This is a genomic window from Cognatishimia sp. (assembly GCF_049116455.1).
In the GTDB taxonomy this organism is placed as follows: Bacteria; Pseudomonadota; Alphaproteobacteria; order Rhodobacterales; family Rhodobacteraceae; genus Cognatishimia.
On the sequence record NZ_JAGDYW010000003.1, the window covers coordinates 728,000 to 744,474 of the forward strand.

15 protein-coding genes and 1 riboswitch are annotated in these 16,475 nt (G+C 50.5%); of the genes, 6 read left to right on the forward strand and 9 right to left on the reverse strand.

What is annotated here, in order from left to right; all coding sequences use genetic code 11:
- Nucleotides 1-115 precede the first annotated feature (115 nt).
- Nucleotides 116-1,126: an NAD-dependent epimerase/dehydratase family protein gene (locus JXQ85_RS08590; protein ID WP_421748484.1), complete on the reverse strand. Its 1,011-nt coding sequence runs from the start codon at nt 1,124-1,126 to the stop codon at nt 116-118.
- Between the two features lie 111 nt (nt 1,127-1,237).
- Between JXQ85_RS08590 and JXQ85_RS08595 the strand changes: the two genes are divergently transcribed.
- A complete protein-coding gene (locus JXQ85_RS08595; RefSeq protein WP_421748485.1) occupies nt 1,238-1,843 on the forward strand; it encodes a TetR/AcrR family transcriptional regulator in 606 nt (201 codons plus the stop codon).
- Nucleotides 1,844-1,933: 90 nt separating this feature from the next.
- Here the strand turns inward: JXQ85_RS08595 and JXQ85_RS08600 are convergent, their stop codons facing one another.
- Complete coding sequence (locus tag JXQ85_RS08600) at nt 1,934-2,821, reverse strand: LysR substrate-binding domain-containing protein (RefSeq protein WP_421748486.1); 888 nt, start codon at nt 2,819-2,821, stop codon at nt 1,934-1,936.
- Between the two features lie 119 nt (nt 2,822-2,940).
- Between JXQ85_RS08600 and JXQ85_RS08605 the strand changes: the two genes are divergently transcribed.
- Nucleotides 2,941-3,801, forward strand: a complete 861-nt coding sequence (locus JXQ85_RS08605) for an SDR family oxidoreductase (RefSeq protein ID WP_421748487.1) — start codon at nt 2,941-2,943, stop codon at nt 3,799-3,801.
- Between the two features lie 73 nt (nt 3,802-3,874).
- Complete coding sequence (locus JXQ85_RS08610) at nt 3,875-4,318, forward strand: DMT family transporter (protein WP_421748488.1); 444 nt, start codon at nt 3,875-3,877, stop codon at nt 4,316-4,318.
- A gap of 96 nt (nt 4,319-4,414) precedes the next feature.
- Here JXQ85_RS08610 and JXQ85_RS08615 read toward each other — a convergent pair whose 3' ends face one another.
- The 5 genes from JXQ85_RS08615 to JXQ85_RS08635 all read right to left on the reverse strand — a co-directional run bounded on the left by JXQ85_RS08615 (nt 4,415) and on the right by JXQ85_RS08635 (nt 10,205).
- Nucleotides 4,415-4,951: a nucleotidyltransferase family protein gene (locus JXQ85_RS08615; RefSeq protein WP_421748489.1), complete on the reverse strand. Its 537-nt coding sequence runs from the start codon at nt 4,949-4,951 to the stop codon at nt 4,415-4,417.
- Nucleotides 4,952-5,173: 222 nt separating this feature from the next.
- The gene (locus tag JXQ85_RS08620) at nt 5,174-6,106 is read right to left on the reverse strand and encodes an XdhC family protein (protein ID WP_421748490.1); all 933 of its coding nucleotides are present in this window, start codon (nt 6,104-6,106) and stop codon (nt 5,174-5,176) included.
- Between the two features lie 108 nt (nt 6,107-6,214).
- Nucleotides 6,215-8,398 (reverse strand): molybdopterin cofactor-binding domain-containing protein, encoded by a 2,184-nt coding sequence (locus JXQ85_RS08625; protein WP_421748491.1) that lies wholly within the window; start codon nt 8,396-8,398, stop codon nt 6,215-6,217.
- Between the two features lie 3 nt (nt 8,399-8,401).
- Nucleotides 8,402-8,866, reverse strand: coding sequence for a (2Fe-2S)-binding protein (locus JXQ85_RS08630; protein WP_421748492.1), 465 nt, complete (start codon nt 8,864-8,866; stop codon nt 8,402-8,404).
- Nucleotides 8,867-9,893: 1,027 nt separating this feature from the next.
- The gene (locus JXQ85_RS08635) at nt 9,894-10,205 is read right to left on the reverse strand and encodes an ETC complex I subunit (protein WP_421748493.1); all 312 of its coding nucleotides are present in this window, start codon (nt 10,203-10,205) and stop codon (nt 9,894-9,896) included.
- A 153-nt stretch (nt 10,206-10,358) separates the two neighbouring features.
- A riboswitch (TPP riboswitch) is annotated at nt 10,359-10,479 on the forward strand.
- A 108-nt stretch (nt 10,480-10,587) separates the two neighbouring features.
- On the opposite strand from JXQ85_RS08635, the gene thiC reads away from it, so the two are divergent.
- The 3 genes from thiC (at nt 10,588) to JXQ85_RS08650 (ending at nt 15,700) form a co-directional block, all read left to right on the forward strand.
- Nucleotides 10,588-12,384 (forward strand): phosphomethylpyrimidine synthase ThiC, encoded by a 1,797-nt coding sequence (gene thiC, locus JXQ85_RS08640; protein ID WP_421748494.1) that lies wholly within the window; start codon nt 10,588-10,590, stop codon nt 12,382-12,384.
- A 476-nt stretch (nt 12,385-12,860) separates the two neighbouring features.
- Nucleotides 12,861-15,053, forward strand: a complete 2,193-nt coding sequence (uvrB, locus tag JXQ85_RS08645; protein WP_421748495.1) for an excinuclease ABC subunit UvrB — start codon at nt 12,861-12,863, stop codon at nt 15,051-15,053.
- Nucleotides 15,054-15,436: 383 nt separating this feature from the next.
- Nucleotides 15,437-15,700 carry a hypothetical protein gene (locus JXQ85_RS08650; protein WP_421748496.1) on the forward strand — a complete coding sequence of 88 codons (264 nt, stop codon included), beginning with the start codon at nt 15,437-15,439 and terminating at the stop codon, nt 15,698-15,700.
- Nucleotides 15,701-15,707: 7 nt separating this feature from the next.
- Here the strand turns inward: JXQ85_RS08650 and JXQ85_RS08655 are convergent, their stop codons facing one another.
- Together JXQ85_RS08655 and JXQ85_RS08660 are read right to left on the reverse strand one after the other, a co-directional pair.
- Nucleotides 15,708-16,115 (reverse strand): universal stress protein, encoded by a 408-nt coding sequence (locus JXQ85_RS08655; protein ID WP_421748497.1) that lies wholly within the window; start codon nt 16,113-16,115, stop codon nt 15,708-15,710.
- 34 nt (nt 16,116-16,149) lie between these two features.
- A complete protein-coding gene (locus JXQ85_RS08660) occupies nt 16,150-16,467 on the reverse strand; it encodes an antibiotic biosynthesis monooxygenase family protein (protein ID WP_421748498.1) in 318 nt (105 codons plus the stop codon).
- Nucleotides 16,468-16,475 lie beyond the last annotated feature (8 nt).

Sequence of the window (16,475 nt, forward strand, 5' to 3'; positions counted from 1 at the left end):
AGGGGAAATTGTTGGAAAATTGGGAGAGCGTTCAAACGCGCCTTCTACAGAACAGAGACGCCCTAATTTGGTACGCCCCCCAATTATTCGTTTTCTATCAGGTAACTAGCCCTGACTAGGACTGCAGGCCGGAGATCTTAGCTGCCGTTTCCGATACGGTCTGTTTGAACGGAATAGGTGCCCAGCCAAACGTTTTGCGCGTCGCAGAGTTATCACCGCTCAGGTTCAGACCAAGCCATCCCACCATGCCGCGGGCTTCTTTGTCGAAAAGAGCTATGATCCGCATAAGAAAATTGGGAGCAAGGCGGGTGCTTGGACCACTATGCCCTTCATCCTTCAACATCTGCGCAAGGTCTCGAAAGCCCCTCGCAGGCGCGTCGGCGGCAAGGAACCTTTGTCCGGCTGCTTCGGGTGTTTCTAGGGCTTTGACATGCAGGGCCGCAACATCACGCACATCTCCCATAGGCATCGCGATTTTTGGAACCATTGGCATTTCGCCGCCAAGCATGCGGGCGATAGAGGTCAGGGCCTCACCGGAAATGTCATCGCCTACAGGTGGGCCAAATGTTGCACCCGGCGCGATAACGGTCAGCTCCAGACCTGTCCCAGCGGCTTCATTCTCCATGAAATCCCAAGCCGCACGTTCAGCGAGTGTCTTGCTTTTAAGATATGCGCTCATCTTTGGAACGTCGGTATTTGTCCAATCTTTCGGGCCAATCTCACCTGATAGCTTACTGAACATCGCCCCAGCAGAGCTGGTTAAAACAACCCGTTTCACACCCGCATTTTTGGCAGCGCGCATGGCCCGTAGTGTGCCCTGAACCGCCGGAACAATAAGTTCATCTTCATGCTTCGGCTGTGAAGTGAAAAATGGCGAGGCGACGTGCATGATAAAGTCGGCACCAGAAGCAGCTTCATCCCAGCCTTTGTCGGATCCCAGGTCCAGTTCGACGATTGTCAGGTTTGATACATCAACAGATGCTGCAGTGAGCGTATCGCGCACCTGTTGTTCTTTTCGCTTGCTACGAACAGAGCCGCGAACCGCGTATCCCTGGCTTAGTAGTTCTTTTGCGCTATGCAATCCAATGAACCCGGAAATACCGGTTAAAAGCACAGTTTTAGTCATGTTTCACTCTTTCTAATATTTGCCAAACCGGCATGTCATCCTTGGTTGATTTTTTTCGTACTAGGTGGTACATAAATAAAACGCAAGCATAAAATACCAGACGGTACCAAAATGAACACACAGCAAAAACCCGCCTCCAGAGGACGCCCCAAGACGATTGATCGCCGTCATCTGATTGAAATTGCAAAAGAAAGCTACTGGACCGAGGGCGCGACACATGTTTCGATCAACGAGATTTGCAAACGCTCAGGTGTTTCAAAGCCTGGTTTATATCGCGAGTTTGGCAACGAAGACGGCCTTAAACAGACAGTCTTAAAAAGCTACCGCGAAGAGAACTTAGCCCCTCTTTATGCGGTTCTGCAGTCTGATGATTCTTTTTCGGAAAGCTTGGAAAACTTGTTCGGGTTTTTCCGTCTGTCTCAAAAAGAATTAGACACGGCAAAGGGATGCCTGTTGCAAGATATGACTGCAGCGCATCCTCATATGGGCGATTTGACCGCAGAGACTATCCGAATGCTTCGGGCAGAGACTTTAAGTACTTATGAAGGTTGGATCGCACGCGCCAAAGAACATGGAGAGGTTTCGACAGATCTGTCCAACTCTGATGCCGCGATCTATATAGATTTGCAGTTGAGCAGCGCGATGACGCTTATCAAGCGCCGGGCGTCACCGGATACCGTAGATACGTTTTTAAGAACCGCATTTTCGGTTTTCTGAATGCAATCCCGGCAGACTAACGCCGTCATTCAACTCTTTTAGGACAATGAACGATCATGCTCATATACCATTGATATAGTATCAGCCGCTTCAGTAGTTTTTACTATTGGAAAAGAACTCGATGAATGCGCGGGACTTGGGTGGCAGGTAAGACTTTTCTTGATAAACAAGGAATACATCCCTTGAGACTGGCTCCCATTCTCCGAATGTTAGAGCGACAAGAGATTGATCCTCCAAATAACGATCAATCAAGTGGTCAGAAAGGTAGGCGACGCCCATCCCCTCGATCGCCATATTCAGGCAAAATGACAGATCGTCACTAACAACATAATTGTTGGGGTGTACTTGTAGATTTTCGCCATTTTCGCTCGAAAAAACCCAAGGCGCTTCATATCCGTTAATGTGGGACCGGATACTCGGCCAGTTTGATAGTTCTAAAGGGTGTTTTGGAAGGGTTTTTCCACTGAGAAATGATGGACTTGCTACCAGATAATTCCTCATGGTTTGAACCCGACGAGCGATGATCGAAGAATCCGTTAGAGGGCCAACCCGAAAGGCAAAATCGAGACGATCATCAATAAGGTTTTGATACCGACTTGATCCTTCAAATCGCAACGAGATGTCAGGATATTTGCGCAAGAACCTGGCAAATACAGGAGTATACTCACGCAAAACAGTTGCAGGACCAGAAATGCTCAGCATCCCTTTTGGCGAATGTGCATTGTCCGAAATGTCGTCCATCAACTCTTGTAGCGAAGCCAAAACTGCCTCAGCCTTTGGTAACAAACCCTCACCGGCCTCGGTTAAAGTCTGGCTTCTGGTTGTTCTGTGCAGAAGAAGTAAACCCAACTCCTCTTCTAGCAACTTGATCTTTCGGCTCACCGTTGTGGTGGGCAGGTTCAGGGTTCTTGAGGCTTCGGCAAAGCTCCCCTGCCTCACCACCTCAACAAACACTTTCAACGCATCGGTATGTTTCATATTAAACCGTTAAGTGGGACAATCAATTCCATCACCCCTACCTAATCAACAAATTCGGGACAAGCTATATCCACCTCAGACGAAACGCGGCAAGACCGCATTACTGAAGGAATAACACAATGGATATTCTCGTTTTTGGTGCGACTGGCAACACAGGTTCGCTGATCGTTAATCAACTAAAAGAAAAACAAGCTGACTTTGGCGTTGCCGTCTCAGCATATGGGAAAGGCGACACCTTGGGCCTTGAAGCATCTCAAGTCCGCGTTGCTAGCTATGAGGACCAAGTCAGTTTGATCGCCGCGATGACCGGTGTTGAGACCATATACTTTGTTATGCCAATCAACCCGAATATGCTGTCCTGGACAGAAAATGTTATCGCAGCAGCCAAAGATGCGGGTGTTAAACGCATCGTAAAACAATCTGGTTTGAACCCAAAACTGGACGCAACGTCCGACCTGATCCGCGACCACGCCGAAACCGACAAAATGATCGTAAATTCAGGTGTCGACTACACCATTCTAGGTGCAAATAGCTTCTTCCAGAACTTCTACGGTAACCTGCCGTCCATTCAAGCTGAAGGCGCATTCTACGGCCCACTAGGTGACAAGGCTTACAGCAACATTGACATCAATGACGTTGCAGCTGTCGCCGCAGAAGTCCTTACAAAAGAAGGTCACGCTCAAAAGATCTACCCTTTGACCGGACCGTCTGCGCTGACCTCAGCTGAGCAGGCGAAAGCGATCTCTGAAGCGTCCGGCAAAGAAGTAAACTTTGTAGATATTCCGAAAGACGCCTTTGAAGGCGCTCTGAACGGTGCAGGTCTGGACGCATGGACATCAAAAACACTTGCAGACGCTTTCGAATGGTTCGCGACCGCTGACTACGCTTCGGTAACCAATAACGTTGAAACAATCCTCGGCCGCCCTGTGCGCTCGTTCGAAGACTTCGCTCAAGAGTTTGCGCACGCGATCAACGGCTAATTTATGACCAATCTCCGGGGGTGCGCTGTGCCCCCGGCAGCTATCCAGCAATACCCCGTGGAAGGCACATAACATGACCCTTTCTCTGATCTTGTTCGCTCTTTTGATGGGCGCCCTTATATCGGTTTACCTACCGATGATTTCGCAAACCGCGAACCTCCTGAACTCAGTGGCGCTCGCGAATGTTCCTTTTTTTGGTGTCGCATTTGTTTCGTCCCTGTTCATCGCAGCTTTTACCGGCAGCAAGCTGACGGATTTTGCAAAAATCCCCGCCCTGCCCATCTGGTTGCTGAGTGCTGGTGTCATGAGTGCGGCGATGGTATTGGGCTCATCTTATCTGGTGCCTCGAATTGGTATCAGCGCATTTTTTATCTTGATCGTTTCAGGGCAAATCTTAACTGGCATTGTCTTCAGTCAATATGGATTGTTTGGCGCCCCGATTTCACATTTATCAGTTAGCAAAATTGCAGGCTCAGCATTTGTGATCTTTGGAGCCTATTTGGTGACTTACAAATAAGCTGTTCGTGCTAAGCAATTAAGCGAGGTAACCGGGAGACGAGTTCTCGCAGCGCAATCATTGAACTGCCAAATTCGGTTGCAAAACCAGCGACATTCAAAGCTGGTCTGGAGTGTCTATATCTATCGACTCCAGTCTTGAAATTTCCACGGTGCTCAAAGCAGCATTGGCTCGAAGCAGTGCTTTGGCGCCTTTGTCCCCCTCCAATTTCATCAGCTCAGGAAATAGAGCACTCTCAAAAAGTGCTGGAACAGATATCAGTCCACTTTCATCTATACAGGCTGCGATCGGCTGGTCACTTTCTTTTAGTTTTCGCAAAACGCTGGACGTTATGTTGGGCATATCAGCGAGAGCAATGATTACCCTATCAGCGTTCAATTGCATTGCCCGTTTCAAACCAAATCTAAGACTATCTGATTGAACGCCAGTACAAGTCACAATGTCAAAGCCCTGGAACTCTTGTTCAACACATGGGGTTGATACGCAGGCAATTTGGGCGTCCAAACCAGCGCTACGCATCGCGTCGGCCGCAAAGCTACAAAGCGTGCGTCCCTTATAGTTTGCTAGCAACTTGTCATCGCTGCCAAAGCGCTGCGATTTCCCGGCGGCCAACACAATTCCAATCGTTTTCATTGTTTTAATCCACTCAAAATTTCGCTTACTTCTACAAGAATTGAAGAGCTACAAACTCAGATCGCACGAAATCTATACATCAAAAATCACCAGCTGCAGGATTGACGTTGGCCCTTATCTAGAACCATTCCTTTGCTTGCGTGTCGTTGCGAATGACAAATTGGCCCGTAAAGACCTGATTATTGGCGACACTACACCAGCCGGCGGCAAATGTTTTAGAGCCTAGGCGGCTTCTGCCAGAATTTCGGCAAGTGTTGAAACCGCAAGAGTTTTCGCATCCCTCACCGATGGGATCAGACCGACTGGCCCAAATAAACGAGACCGATCTGTTTCAGATACACCCATTGCTTCCAATTCCAACAGTCGCGCATCTCGGGCGCGTCTACTTCCCTGCGCTCCGATATAGAAGGCTTCGGTCGCTAAGGCATCAGCCAAAATACCTGGCTCCCAGTCGTGGTCGTGGAAAAATAAAATGACTGCGGTTCTTGGGTCTATTTTCACGTTATCAGGGATGGATTTGGACGTCAGTTGTACAGTTTTTCCGCCAAAGCGCTCAGCTTCTTCTAAGGTTTCAGCATCTGGCGACAACAGCAGGTTTGGATAGCCGCTCGAGGTTACCAACGCCGAGAAAGTGCTGGCTTCTGGACCTTTTCCAAACACCAAAAACCGCACATCAGGCTGGAAATGCGCTTGAAACACCCCATTGGACAACGCGGTGACGGGGATTTCAGACAGGGTCATCGCCGCCGTCGCAACATCAATCTCCAAAGTGTAGGGTACGCGTGCATTGCGCTGCTGATCCAACTGCGCCAAAACGGTTTTATCGGGGCGCGGCAAAATCAAAATATCAAGCCCCCCACCGCAGGGCAGCTGGATGTCAAAAAAAGGCGAGCCTTGCCCGTAGCGAATGGTGACCGGATCGCCGGTTTCAAGCGTGTCCAGCGCATGCTGGGCAATATCGGCTTCAATGCAGCCAGAAGACAGGGTTCCAACACGTGTACCGTCATCCAAAATGGCCATAGTGGCGCCCAATGGACGATAAGACGGACCCTCGATCGCAATAATGATCGCAAGCGCTGCTGCGCCATCGTAGTGAAGGATCTCAGTAATTGTATCTCGGCTTGAGACCAAATCGAAAGAGGATGTCATCAACATTGGGAAATCACCTCTGCTGAGTACCTGATCCGCGAAACGGGAGGTCAATACTCGCATGACATGTAGGTAGGGCGTTGCCCGCTATTTTGCAGGCAACGCTGAGCTTGGTTAAACGAAATCAACACCGTTGTTGATCATCGGCAGATGAGTAACAGCCGGACGACCTGATGCCGCGATTGCGTTACCCAATGCAGGGCCCGCAGGTGGCAAGCCAGGCTCACCGATACCGCTTGGCGCTTCGTTGGACTTCACTATGTGAACATCAATCGCCTTGATGTCGTGAATTCGCAGCGGCTCGTAATCTGGGAAGTTCTGCTGTTCAACAACACCGCCATCCAGAGTGATCTCATCGCGCATGATGTGTCCAACACCATAGCCGATACCACCTTCGACCTGTGCCTTCACAACGTCAGGGTTCACCGCAATGCCGCAATCTACAACAGCGGTAAACTTCTCGATCTGAACGTAGTCATCGCTATCGATCGAGATTTCGCAAACCTCAGCAACATATGTGCCAAACGATTTGTGAACGGCGACACCATGGAAGTGACCCTCAGGCAAAGCCTTACCAACACCCGCTTTTTCAGCGACAATTTTAAGCACGTTCGACTTACGAATGTGATCGGCAGAGTCGGATGCCAAATGCGCCAAACGGAAGCTAACAGGATCTTGGCCCGCAGCTGCGGCCGCCACATCCATCATAGTTTCCATCACGTAAGCATTGTGGTTGTGACCCACAGAACGCCAGTATGTGGCACTTGTTGATTTACCAGCGTCAGTCAAACCAACGTGCATTTCAGGAATTGCATAAACAGAGTTTGCAGTCCCTTCGATGGAGGAGTGGTCAACGTCATTATGTACAAAGAAAGCTTTGAACAGACCATCTTTTGCAATCGCGTGTCCCGCAACACGATGATCCCAGCCAACGATTTTGCCTTCTTCGTCCAAACCAATACGCGCTTTGTGTGCGTATGACGGGCGATACCAGCCGCCGGTGATGTCATCTTCACGTGACCAAGCCAACTTCACAGGGCGCTTACCATCTGTCATGGAATAGGCAAGTGTGACTTCGGTTGCGTAATCCATATCAATGGTAAATCGGCGACCGAAGAAGCCTCCGGCGTAGATCGCTTTTACCTGGATCTTGTCCATTGAAAGGCCGAGGATCTGATGCATCACTTGGTGATCACCTGTCTGGCTCTGCGCGCCATCATACATAATTACGCCACCGTCGTCCGTTGGGGCGATCGTTGCAGACAATGGCTCCATAGGAGCCTGCGCTAACAGCGGGAAATAGAACTCGCGTTCGACAACTGTTTTGGCACCTTCGATGGCCGCATTCGCCGCGTCCAAAGTGACCGCAGTACCCTGATGTACAGGCGCTGTATTAACAGCTGCCAAAAGTTCTTCTTTGATTTCAGAACTGCTGCGGCCTTCCGCATTTGTATCATCCCAGACAACGTCTAGCGCATCGCGTGCTTGAAACGCGGCCCAAGTGTTATCTGCATAAGCCACAACGCCTTTACCATTCGGCAGCGCTTTGGCCATGATAAAGCCAGGGACCTCTTTCGCCGCCGAGTCGTCGAATGAGCTCACGACGCCACCAAACTTCGGTGTGCGTTTAATCGCAACAACCATTTGGTTGTCCAGCTGGATGTCCATGCCAAAAACGGCTTCGCCGTTTACCTTAGCGCTGCTATCAACGCGCTCTTTTTGAGGGTTCCCGATCTGGGTCCACTCTGCAGGTGCTTTCAGAGTAGGCGAAGCAGGAACATCAATTCCCGCCGCAGTCGACAAAAAATCGCCGATAGAACCTGTCTTGCCTGCGCCGGAAATAACGCCATCTTTTAGAACCAGTTCACCCGCGTCGACAGCCCAGTCTTTGGCAGCCGCTTGCAATAGGACCTCACGCGCTGCTGCTCCTGCAGTCCGGTACTGCATGAACGAGTTCGCCATTGACGTTGAGCCGCCACTCGCCTGCAAAGGGAAAAACAGGTTGCTGTAAACTTCGACATTAGACGGTGCTGTTTCAAACTTGATGTCTGCCAGCTCCATGTTCATTTCTTCGGCAATCAATGTTGACAGGCCTGTCGCTGCGCCTTGCCCACCTTCGAAGTGTTTCACGATCGCCGTCACAGTGCCATCAGCGCCAATTTTTACGAAAGGTGTGATGCTGCTTGTCGATGTTGCCGATGAAGCCAAAGCACCTTTAGATGTCGCACCAAAAGCAAGAACAGCCACAGCTGCGCTCGCGCCTTTCAAGAACCCACGGCGAGAAGTATCAATCGTCATTTCTTAGGCTCCCAGAATTTCAGAGGCGCGTTGGACGCCAGTACGGATACGCTGGTAAGTGGCGCAACGGCAGGCGTTGCCATCCATGTACTCATCGATTTCTTCCGCGGTCGGGTTCGCATTTTCTTTTAGCAAACCAACGGCAGACATGATCTGACCGGACTGGCAGTAACCACACTGAACAACATCAAGTTCTTTCCAAGCTTGCTGAACTGCAGCGCCGATAGTTGTGTCAGCCATCGCTTCGATGGTTGTAACTTCTGCGCCTTCAAGATCCTCTACGTAAGTCTGGCAAGAACGGGTAGGTTCACCGTCAACGTGGACTGTACAAGCACCACATGCAGCAACGCCGCAGCCAAATTTCGTGCCCGTCATTTTCAATTCATCACGAATAACCCACAAAAGCGGTGTTCCCTCGGGGGCATTAACTGTGCGTTCTTGCCCGTTTATCTTTATTTTTAATGTCATTTAGCTTCTTCCATTTGATGAGGATTTGCCGTGGCTCAAAACCGTACTTCCGAGAGGCCATTGGATATTTTCAATTCGCAGAGTGGGTAGTCCAGGCTAAATCCTTTCCCATCGGCACCTCCAATCGAGGCCACGCCAAATGCGATTGGCTAAGCCAAACTCACGAACTACCATGCGCATCGTCCTTTTCCGTACCGGTGCCAACATGATCCTTATCCAGATGAAATAGCTTGCCCTACCCACGCTCAGTAGCCACATTAAATGGAACTTATAATCCCAATTTTCGGGCCAATACGGCAACATGAACAACGGCGCACGCTATCGAACAATTGAATGCGGAAGCGCTCGGAAAATAACAGTAAAACCCTAGTATCAGCGATGGACAGACCACCAAATAATATCGATGAATTTGGTGGCTGCGAGTCCGTCATCAGCGCCTATTCCAAACCTTCTCATGCTGTTTGAAGCGAAGGGAGTTCTCTTTTCGGGTTTGGTAGGTAACGCTGCAAATATAGACGCATTTTGCATTTAGAAAGACGGGCGCGCCTAGGTCTTCTTAAAATCCTCGATAACAGAGGAGCGCAGTAACTTCGAAGTTACACAAGAACTGGGCCGCCCTTACAACACGAGAATGGCAAAACGCCAAATCTTTCTCACAGCCTACTCCCCGATGAGGGCGATGAGCCAGAAACCTTCCTTTTCAAATCACCCGATTTGGTCCAGTAGGCACTGACGGCAGACACTAAAGCCATATTGCCTGGAGAAGTTTCGAACCGAATGCGCTTTCGATCGCAGCGTTTCTCAGTTGTGTTATATACTTGAGGAACCAAATTCGAGCGATCGGTATTCGAACGAATTTGAAGCGACAACTATCGCAAACTTTCTATAAAATTTGATCAAAGTTTTTAAAATGCGAATTAACTACTCGCCGCCCATTAGAACGCAGCGGCATTATTTCTCGATTTCCTTGAACTTCGCGACATCTTTGTCCCGATTTCGAGACAACTTTATCCCGATTTACAAAAAGTTAATGCGTCCAAGGCCCCTTGCGATTGGTCGCGAAGTTTTCCCCATAGCCACCGGCGCGAATATTCGCTTTACGCTTCTGAGGGTCCGTCACCGTTGCCTCGATTCCGTGTTCTTTTGCGTAATCAACAGCAGCTTCTTTGGACGGGAATTTCAGTTTCACCTGAGACTGCGTGTCATCCGAGCCGGTCCATCCCATCAGCGGGTCGATGTCTCTGGCAGAGGCCTGAGCAAACTCCAAAATCCAAACCTTGGTCTTGGCCTGACCTGATGTCATGGCGTTCCGGGCTGGCTGATAGATGCGCGCAATCATGTGCAATCTCCTTGGGCTGCCTGCTTTATCGGAAATTTACGCGCAACGAGCAAGCCTTGAGACCTAAGTAGGGGTGATAATTTCCAGTTTTCACATGACCATCGGTCCAGTAGAAATGTCGCATTGACCATACAACTTTTCCGAGCGTAATCTTCCTGCACGCAGGGGAGTTCCAGCAAGGAACTGAGAGGCGGATATGGGCTGATGCCCAGCGACGCGACCCTTTGAACCTGACCCAGTTGATACTGGCGTAGGAAGCTAGGACCGCATCGCCTTTGATCCGTGGATCAATCCGGCTTGTGTAAACCGATCAAGGGGTTCGCCCCTTTGCCTCCCACCCAATTCTCATCTGGTCGCCATTGATGAATAGGAGGAGACAGCAATGAACGTCCCAAATCCAAAGATCACCACGGGCGCCCTACCCGCTTCCCGGAAAATCTATGTTAGCGGAGAGCAATTCCCAGACATCCGCGTGCCCATGCGTGAGATTTCAACACATCCAACGGCAGGCGAGGCGCCGCTGCCGGTCTATGACAGCTCTGGTCCCTATACAGATCCTGACGTGCTGACTGATATCCGCCAAGGTCTGCCAGCCCTGCGCGAAGACTGGATCAAAGCGCGCGGTGACGTCGAAGAATACACCGGCCGCGATGTGAAACCAGAGGACAATGGCTTTGTCGAAGGTGAACGTTTGGTCGCAGAATTTCCGAATATTCGTAACCCCTTGCGCGCCAAGGACGGCAAAGCTGTCACGCAATATGAATACGCGCGGCGTGGCATCGTTACACCCGAGATGGAATTCGTCGCGATCCGCGAAAACCAGCTGCGCGAGCTGTCTCCGTGTCACCGCGACGGCAATGATTTTGGCGCCAATATCCCTGACTACGTAACACCTGAATTTGTACGCGATGAAATCGCAGCAGGTCGCGCGATCATCCCCGCTAATATCAACCACCCTGAAATTGAACCGATGATCATCGGTCGAAATTTCCTTGTGAAAATCAATGCCAATATGGGGACCTCTGCGGTGACCTCTTCCATGGAAGAAGAAGTCGACAAGCTGGTTTGGTCCATCCGTTGGGGCGCAGACACCGTGATGGACCTGTCCACCGGGCGTAATATTCACAACACCCGCGAATGGATCATCCGCAACTCCCCGGTGCCAATTGGGACTGTGCCGATCTACCAAGCCTTGGAAAAGGTGAATGGTATTGCCGAAGACCTGACTTGGGAAGTGTTCCGCGATACGCTGATCGAGCAGGCTGAACAAGGTGTCGATTACTTCACCATCCACGCCGGTGTGCGCCTGCATATGGTGCCTATGACCGCAACGCGCGTGACTGGCATCGTGTCTCGTGGTGGCTCGATCATGGCTAAGTGGTGCCTGCATCATCACAAGGAAAGCTTCCTTTATGAGCATTTCGACGAAATCGCCGACATCTGCCGCCAATATGATGTGTCGTTTTCACTAGGGGATGGTCTGCGTCCGGGGTCGATTGCCGATGCCAATGACGAAGCGCAATTTGCTGAATTGGAAACGTTGGGTGAATTGACGAAAATCGCTTGGGACAAAGGCTGTCAGGTAATGATCGAAGGCCCGGGTCACGTGGCCATGCATAAAATCAAAGAGAACATGGATAAGCAGCTTGAATGCTGCCACGAAGCGCCTTTCTATACGCTTGGGCCGCTGACGACGGATATCGCTCCGGGGTATGATCACATCACCTCCGGTATCGGTGCTGCCATGATCGGTTGGTTCGGCTGTGCGATGCTTTGCTATGTGACGCCTAAAGAACACCTAGGGCTGCCAGATCGGGACGACGTTAAGGTCGGTGTGATCACCTACAAAATCGCAGCCCACGCAGCCGACTTGGCCAAAGGATTGCCAGGTGCACAACGTCGGGATGACGCACTGTCTCGTGCGAGGTTTGAATTCCGTTGGGAAGATCAGTTCAATCTGTCGCTCGACCCGGATACAGCGCGTGAATACCACGATCAGACCCTGCCAAAAGAGGCCCATAAGGTCGCGCACTTCTGTTCAATGTGTGGCCCGAAATTCTGCTCGATGCGGATTTCGCATGACATCCGTGCAGAAGCTCAGAAAGAAGGCATGGAGGCCATGGCTGCCAAATTCCGCGAAGGCGGCGAGCTTTATGTGCCGCTAAAAGAAGGCGATTAAATGAAAACCCCCGCGACTTTCGCGGGGGTTTTTCATTTGTCTCAAACAAACGCCTTGGTTGCCAAACGGTCCACGGGGAGCGAGGGGTATGTGTGGCCCACCCAGCAACCAAGCGCTGCTTGCCAAAAAACTATACTAACGGTCAGGAAAGATTGGCAACCGTCCTTTGCAAGAATTGTGCGCGAAACGGGTTAAATATTTGCATTTATTACAACATCAATGCGTTCTCAGATATAAATCGCAGCGAAAACTCAAAACATAATAATAACCATAATTTCAAAGCCTTACCTAAGGTAAGCCTATACCCTCTTGAATTGCTTTAAATTGATGCAGTCTGCGACATTCCGTCTCAGAGTGATTTCTGATCCCGCAATGACAAAAACTGGCAGTAATCCCTTTGAATTCCCCTCCGTCTTAATCGAGGGCCTTGCACTCCCAGGATTTCGGTACAAATTTAGGGCAGCAAAGGAATCTCAATGAGCAGCGCTGAACCCAATCAATCGATGCCGATGATGCAAACCGTGCCCCACCGACGCGAAAAGCTAGAAGGTGGTAAGCGGTTTATTATGCATACCGACTTTGATCCTGCCGGTGACCAGCCGACCGCGATCAAAGAACTCAGCGGGGGGATTTCAGACGGCGAGAGAGACCAGGTACTGCTGGGAGCGACCGGGACTGGTAAAACCTTCACAATGGCGAAGGTCATCGAAGAGACACAGCGCCCGGCGATTATTCTGGCCCCGAACAAGACCTTAGCAGCGCAGTTGTACGGCGAATTCAAAGGTTTCTTTCCGGAAAACTCCGTCGAGTACTTTGTATCTTTCTATGATTATTACCAGCCAGAAGCCTATGTCGCGCGGTCTGATACTTATATTGAAAAAGAAAGCCAAATTAACGAACAGATCGACCGTATGCGCCACTCTGCGACGCGGTCATTGCTGGAACGCGATGACGTGATCATCGTGGCTTCGGTCAGTTGCATCTACGGTATTGGTTCTGTCGAGACTTATTCAGCGATGACGCAGGACCTGCATGTAGGCAAAGACTATGATCAGCGTCAGGTAATGGCCGATCTCGTTGCGCAACAATATCGGCGCAACGATCAGGCGTTTCAGCGCGGTTCTTTCCGAGTGCGTGGCGACAGCCTTGAGATTTTCCCAGCCCACTTAGAAGACCGCGCTTGGCGGCTTTCTTTTTTTGGGGAAGAGCTTGAAAGTATTACCGAATTTGACCCATTAACAGGTGAGAAAACCGATGATTTTGAAAAAATCCGTGTCTATGCGAACTCGCACTATGTGACACCCAAACCAACGCTGAACCAAGCCGTCATCAATATAAAAAACGAGCTGAAGCTTCGTTTGGACCAGTTGGTATCTGAAGGCAAACTATTGGAAGCCCAACGGCTTGAGCAAAGGACCAATTTTGACATTGAAATGATCGAAGCGCAGGGGTTCTGCAACGGGATCGAGAACTACTCGCGCTACTTGACTGGTCGCGCGCCGGGTGAACCGCCCCCCACCCTATTTGAGTTCATCCCCGATAATGCGATCGTCTTTGCAGATGAGAGCCACGTATCCGTGCCGCAAATCGGCGGGATGTATAAAGGTGACCATCGACGTAAGTTCACGCTGGCGGAACACGGGTTCCGTCTGCCGTCTTGCATGGACAACCGTCCGCTGAAATTCGAAGAATGGGACGCAATGCGCCCGCAGTCGATTTTTGTATCAGCCACCCCGGCATCTTGGGAAATGGAGCAATCCGGTGGTGTCTTTACGGAACAAGTGATCCGTCCAACCGGCCTTTTGGACCCAGAGGTGGAAATCCGCCCTGTGGAGATGCAGGTTGATGATCTACTAGATGAAATCCGCAAGGTTTCAGCTGATGGATTTAGGACTTTGGTCACCACTTTGACCAAGCGCATGGCCGAGGACCTGACGGAATACCTACACGAACAGGGTATCAAAGTGCGCTATATGCACAGCGACATCGATACGCTGGAGCGGATTGAAATTCTACGCGATCTTCGGCTTGGGGCATTTGACGTTTTGATAGGGATCAACCTTTTGCGCGAAGGCTTGGATATCCCAGAATGTGGCCTCGTCGCAATTTTGGATGCAGATAAAGAAGGCTTCCTCAGATCTGAAACGTCGCTGGTTCAGACCATTGGTCGCGCAGCGCGAAACGCCGAGGGCCGCGTGATCATGTATGCCGACAAAATGACCGGCAGCATGGAACGTGCATTGAGAGAAACAGGCCGCCGTCGTGAAAAGCAAATGGCCTACAACATTGAACACGGCATCACTCCATCAACAGTGAAAAAGAATGTCGAGGATGTTCTGGCAGGCCTCTACAAAGGCGACACCGATATGTCGCGCGTCACCGCAACCATCGACAAGCCGATGCATGGTGCCAACTTGGAAGCCCATCTTGCAGGTCTCAAAGAAGAGATGCGTAAGGCTGCAGAAAACCTTGAATTCGAAGAAGCCGCACGACTGCGGGACGAGGTGAAACGACTAGAGGCCGTTGATCTTGCCATCGCGGACGATCCGCTAGCGCGGCAGTCCGCAATTGATGCCGCAGCTGATCAAGCCGTGAAATCTAGAGGGCGTTCGACCGCAGGACGGCCAGGCCAACGTGGAGGCAATGTTCAGCGCCGCAAAGGACGTTAGGCCCGTACCGCAACCACCTCAATTACAACGGCAATCTGAATTCTAAAGTACCGGGTTGAGTGCGAGCATCAACGATGCTCTGCGCAGTCTCCCTACCGCGCGATGCCGTCGTCTATTGAAGTTATCCACAAGCGAGATCTGTCACATAGACAGCAATTATTTCGATTTATCCACAGAACATCTAATTTCAACTGCAAAATTCAAACATTATGTGAATAAATAAAAGAATTCATCCACTGATCGGCTTTATCTCAATTTACGTTGGCAATCGACAGCATTTCTACACATCATGCTCTCTGGGTATTATATGTTAACTTTGATTCAATGGTTCAGGGCCTCACGCTAACGCGGGTAAGTCCAAAGCTCATAAGGAAAGGCTTGTGATGCGTCTTGCAGTTCATCTGATGATCGCAGCTCAGCTAATTGCTTGGGTGACTTATATGGGGGTTGCTTATCTTGGACCCGACGACAAGCTGCCATCTCAATCTATGGAAAGCTTCCTGTTCCTTTGTGTCACCGCAATCATTTTATGCTTCGTGCCAGCCCTACGTTTGGCCCGCAACTTTAACATGCAACCCTTCGCCATAGGCATCGCGGCCTTGCCCATCATTGCTGTTGCAACGGTTGTCATCATTCAACTGAATTAGAGTAGCGTTATCGCGCAACGTGAACCGCGCACCGCACATGGCGCACAACCTGTGCCGCTGTGCTGCCAAGGTTAAACTCATGCGGACCAGGACGATGCGAAGACATCACAACACAATCAATATCATGCTCTCGGATCCATGTGACAATTGCATTGCCAGGTTTTCCCTCCGCAACAACGCCCTTTGCAGAGGGAAGATCATGCGCCAATTCTTCCAATAACGCTTCAATGGCAGCGCGCGCTTCGTCTTTGTAACCATCCGGAAAGTAAGAACTTGCATAGCCAGGCACTGGGCTCATGACATGCAGCAAAGTGACAACAGCATCTTCGCAGGCCAAGGTTGACGCGGCCTGCATCACGCATTCCACCCGCTGCTTTTCGTTAAAAGACAACGGCACCAAAATGTTCTTATACATGGCCAGCCCCCTCTGCTGCCCGTCACCTAAATCGCTAAAAGGTTTCTTGCACGTCGTACATCACAGGCTCAAAAGTCTTGCAAAGTGCACTGATTTTTCGGTTCCGATCGCGCATTTCCTTAGAGCGCAACATCGCAAGAAAATGATCTCGGTTTTCCCATTGGGAATAATTAGCGATTCGTGTTTGCGCGTCATTCACGTGCAGGCCAGCAGCCACAAACCCCGATTGGTTCGAGATAAAATCCCGATATGCCGCCGTAAGCTCATCCACCAGATCCTGACAGGTGCCCGGCGTGACCTCGAAGGTTGTGATCACGGTTTGACGGGCTTCACCTTTTCTGATCGTTGGCATATGGGCAA

What these genes read in the sequence shown, in the direction of transcription:
- uvrB (WP_421748495.1), top strand. Translation starts at nt 12,861, where the DNA reads ATGAGCAGCGCTGAACCCAATCAATCGATGCCGATGATGCAAACCGTG.
- JXQ85_RS08620 (WP_421748490.1), bottom strand. Translation starts at nt 6,106, where the DNA reads ATGTTGATGACATCCTCTTTCGATTTGGTCTCAAGCCGAGATACAATT.
- JXQ85_RS08600 (WP_421748486.1), bottom strand. Translation starts at nt 2,821, where the DNA reads ATGAAACATACCGATGCGTTGAAAGTGTTTGTTGAGGTGGTGAGGCAG.
- JXQ85_RS08590 (WP_421748484.1), bottom strand. Translation starts at nt 1,126, where the DNA reads ATGACTAAAACTGTGCTTTTAACCGGTATTTCCGGGTTCATTGGATTG.
- JXQ85_RS08605 (WP_421748487.1), top strand. Translation starts at nt 2,941, where the DNA reads ATGGATATTCTCGTTTTTGGTGCGACTGGCAACACAGGTTCGCTGATC.
- thiC (WP_421748494.1), top strand. Translation starts at nt 10,588, where the DNA reads ATGAACGTCCCAAATCCAAAGATCACCACGGGCGCCCTACCCGCTTCC.
- JXQ85_RS08630 (WP_421748492.1), bottom strand. Translation starts at nt 8,866, where the DNA reads ATGACATTAAAAATAAAGATAAACGGGCAAGAACGCACAGTTAATGCC.
- JXQ85_RS08635 (WP_421748493.1), bottom strand. Translation starts at nt 10,205, where the DNA reads ATGATTGCGCGCATCTATCAGCCAGCCCGGAACGCCATGACATCAGGT.
- JXQ85_RS08650 (WP_421748496.1), top strand. Translation starts at nt 15,437, where the DNA reads ATGCGTCTTGCAGTTCATCTGATGATCGCAGCTCAGCTAATTGCTTGG.
- JXQ85_RS08610 (WP_421748488.1), top strand. Translation starts at nt 3,875, where the DNA reads ATGACCCTTTCTCTGATCTTGTTCGCTCTTTTGATGGGCGCCCTTATA.
- JXQ85_RS08625 (WP_421748491.1), bottom strand. Translation starts at nt 8,398, where the DNA reads ATGACGATTGATACTTCTCGCCGTGGGTTCTTGAAAGGCGCGAGCGCA.
- JXQ85_RS08595 (WP_421748485.1), top strand. Translation starts at nt 1,238, where the DNA reads ATGAACACACAGCAAAAACCCGCCTCCAGAGGACGCCCCAAGACGATT.
- JXQ85_RS08660 (WP_421748498.1), bottom strand. Translation starts at nt 16,467, where the DNA reads ATGCCAACGATCAGAAAAGGTGAAGCCCGTCAAACCGTGATCACAACC.
- JXQ85_RS08615 (WP_421748489.1), bottom strand. Translation starts at nt 4,951, where the DNA reads ATGAAAACGATTGGAATTGTGTTGGCCGCCGGGAAATCGCAGCGCTTT.
- JXQ85_RS08655 (WP_421748497.1), bottom strand. Translation starts at nt 16,115, where the DNA reads ATGTATAAGAACATTTTGGTGCCGTTGTCTTTTAACGAAAAGCAGCGG.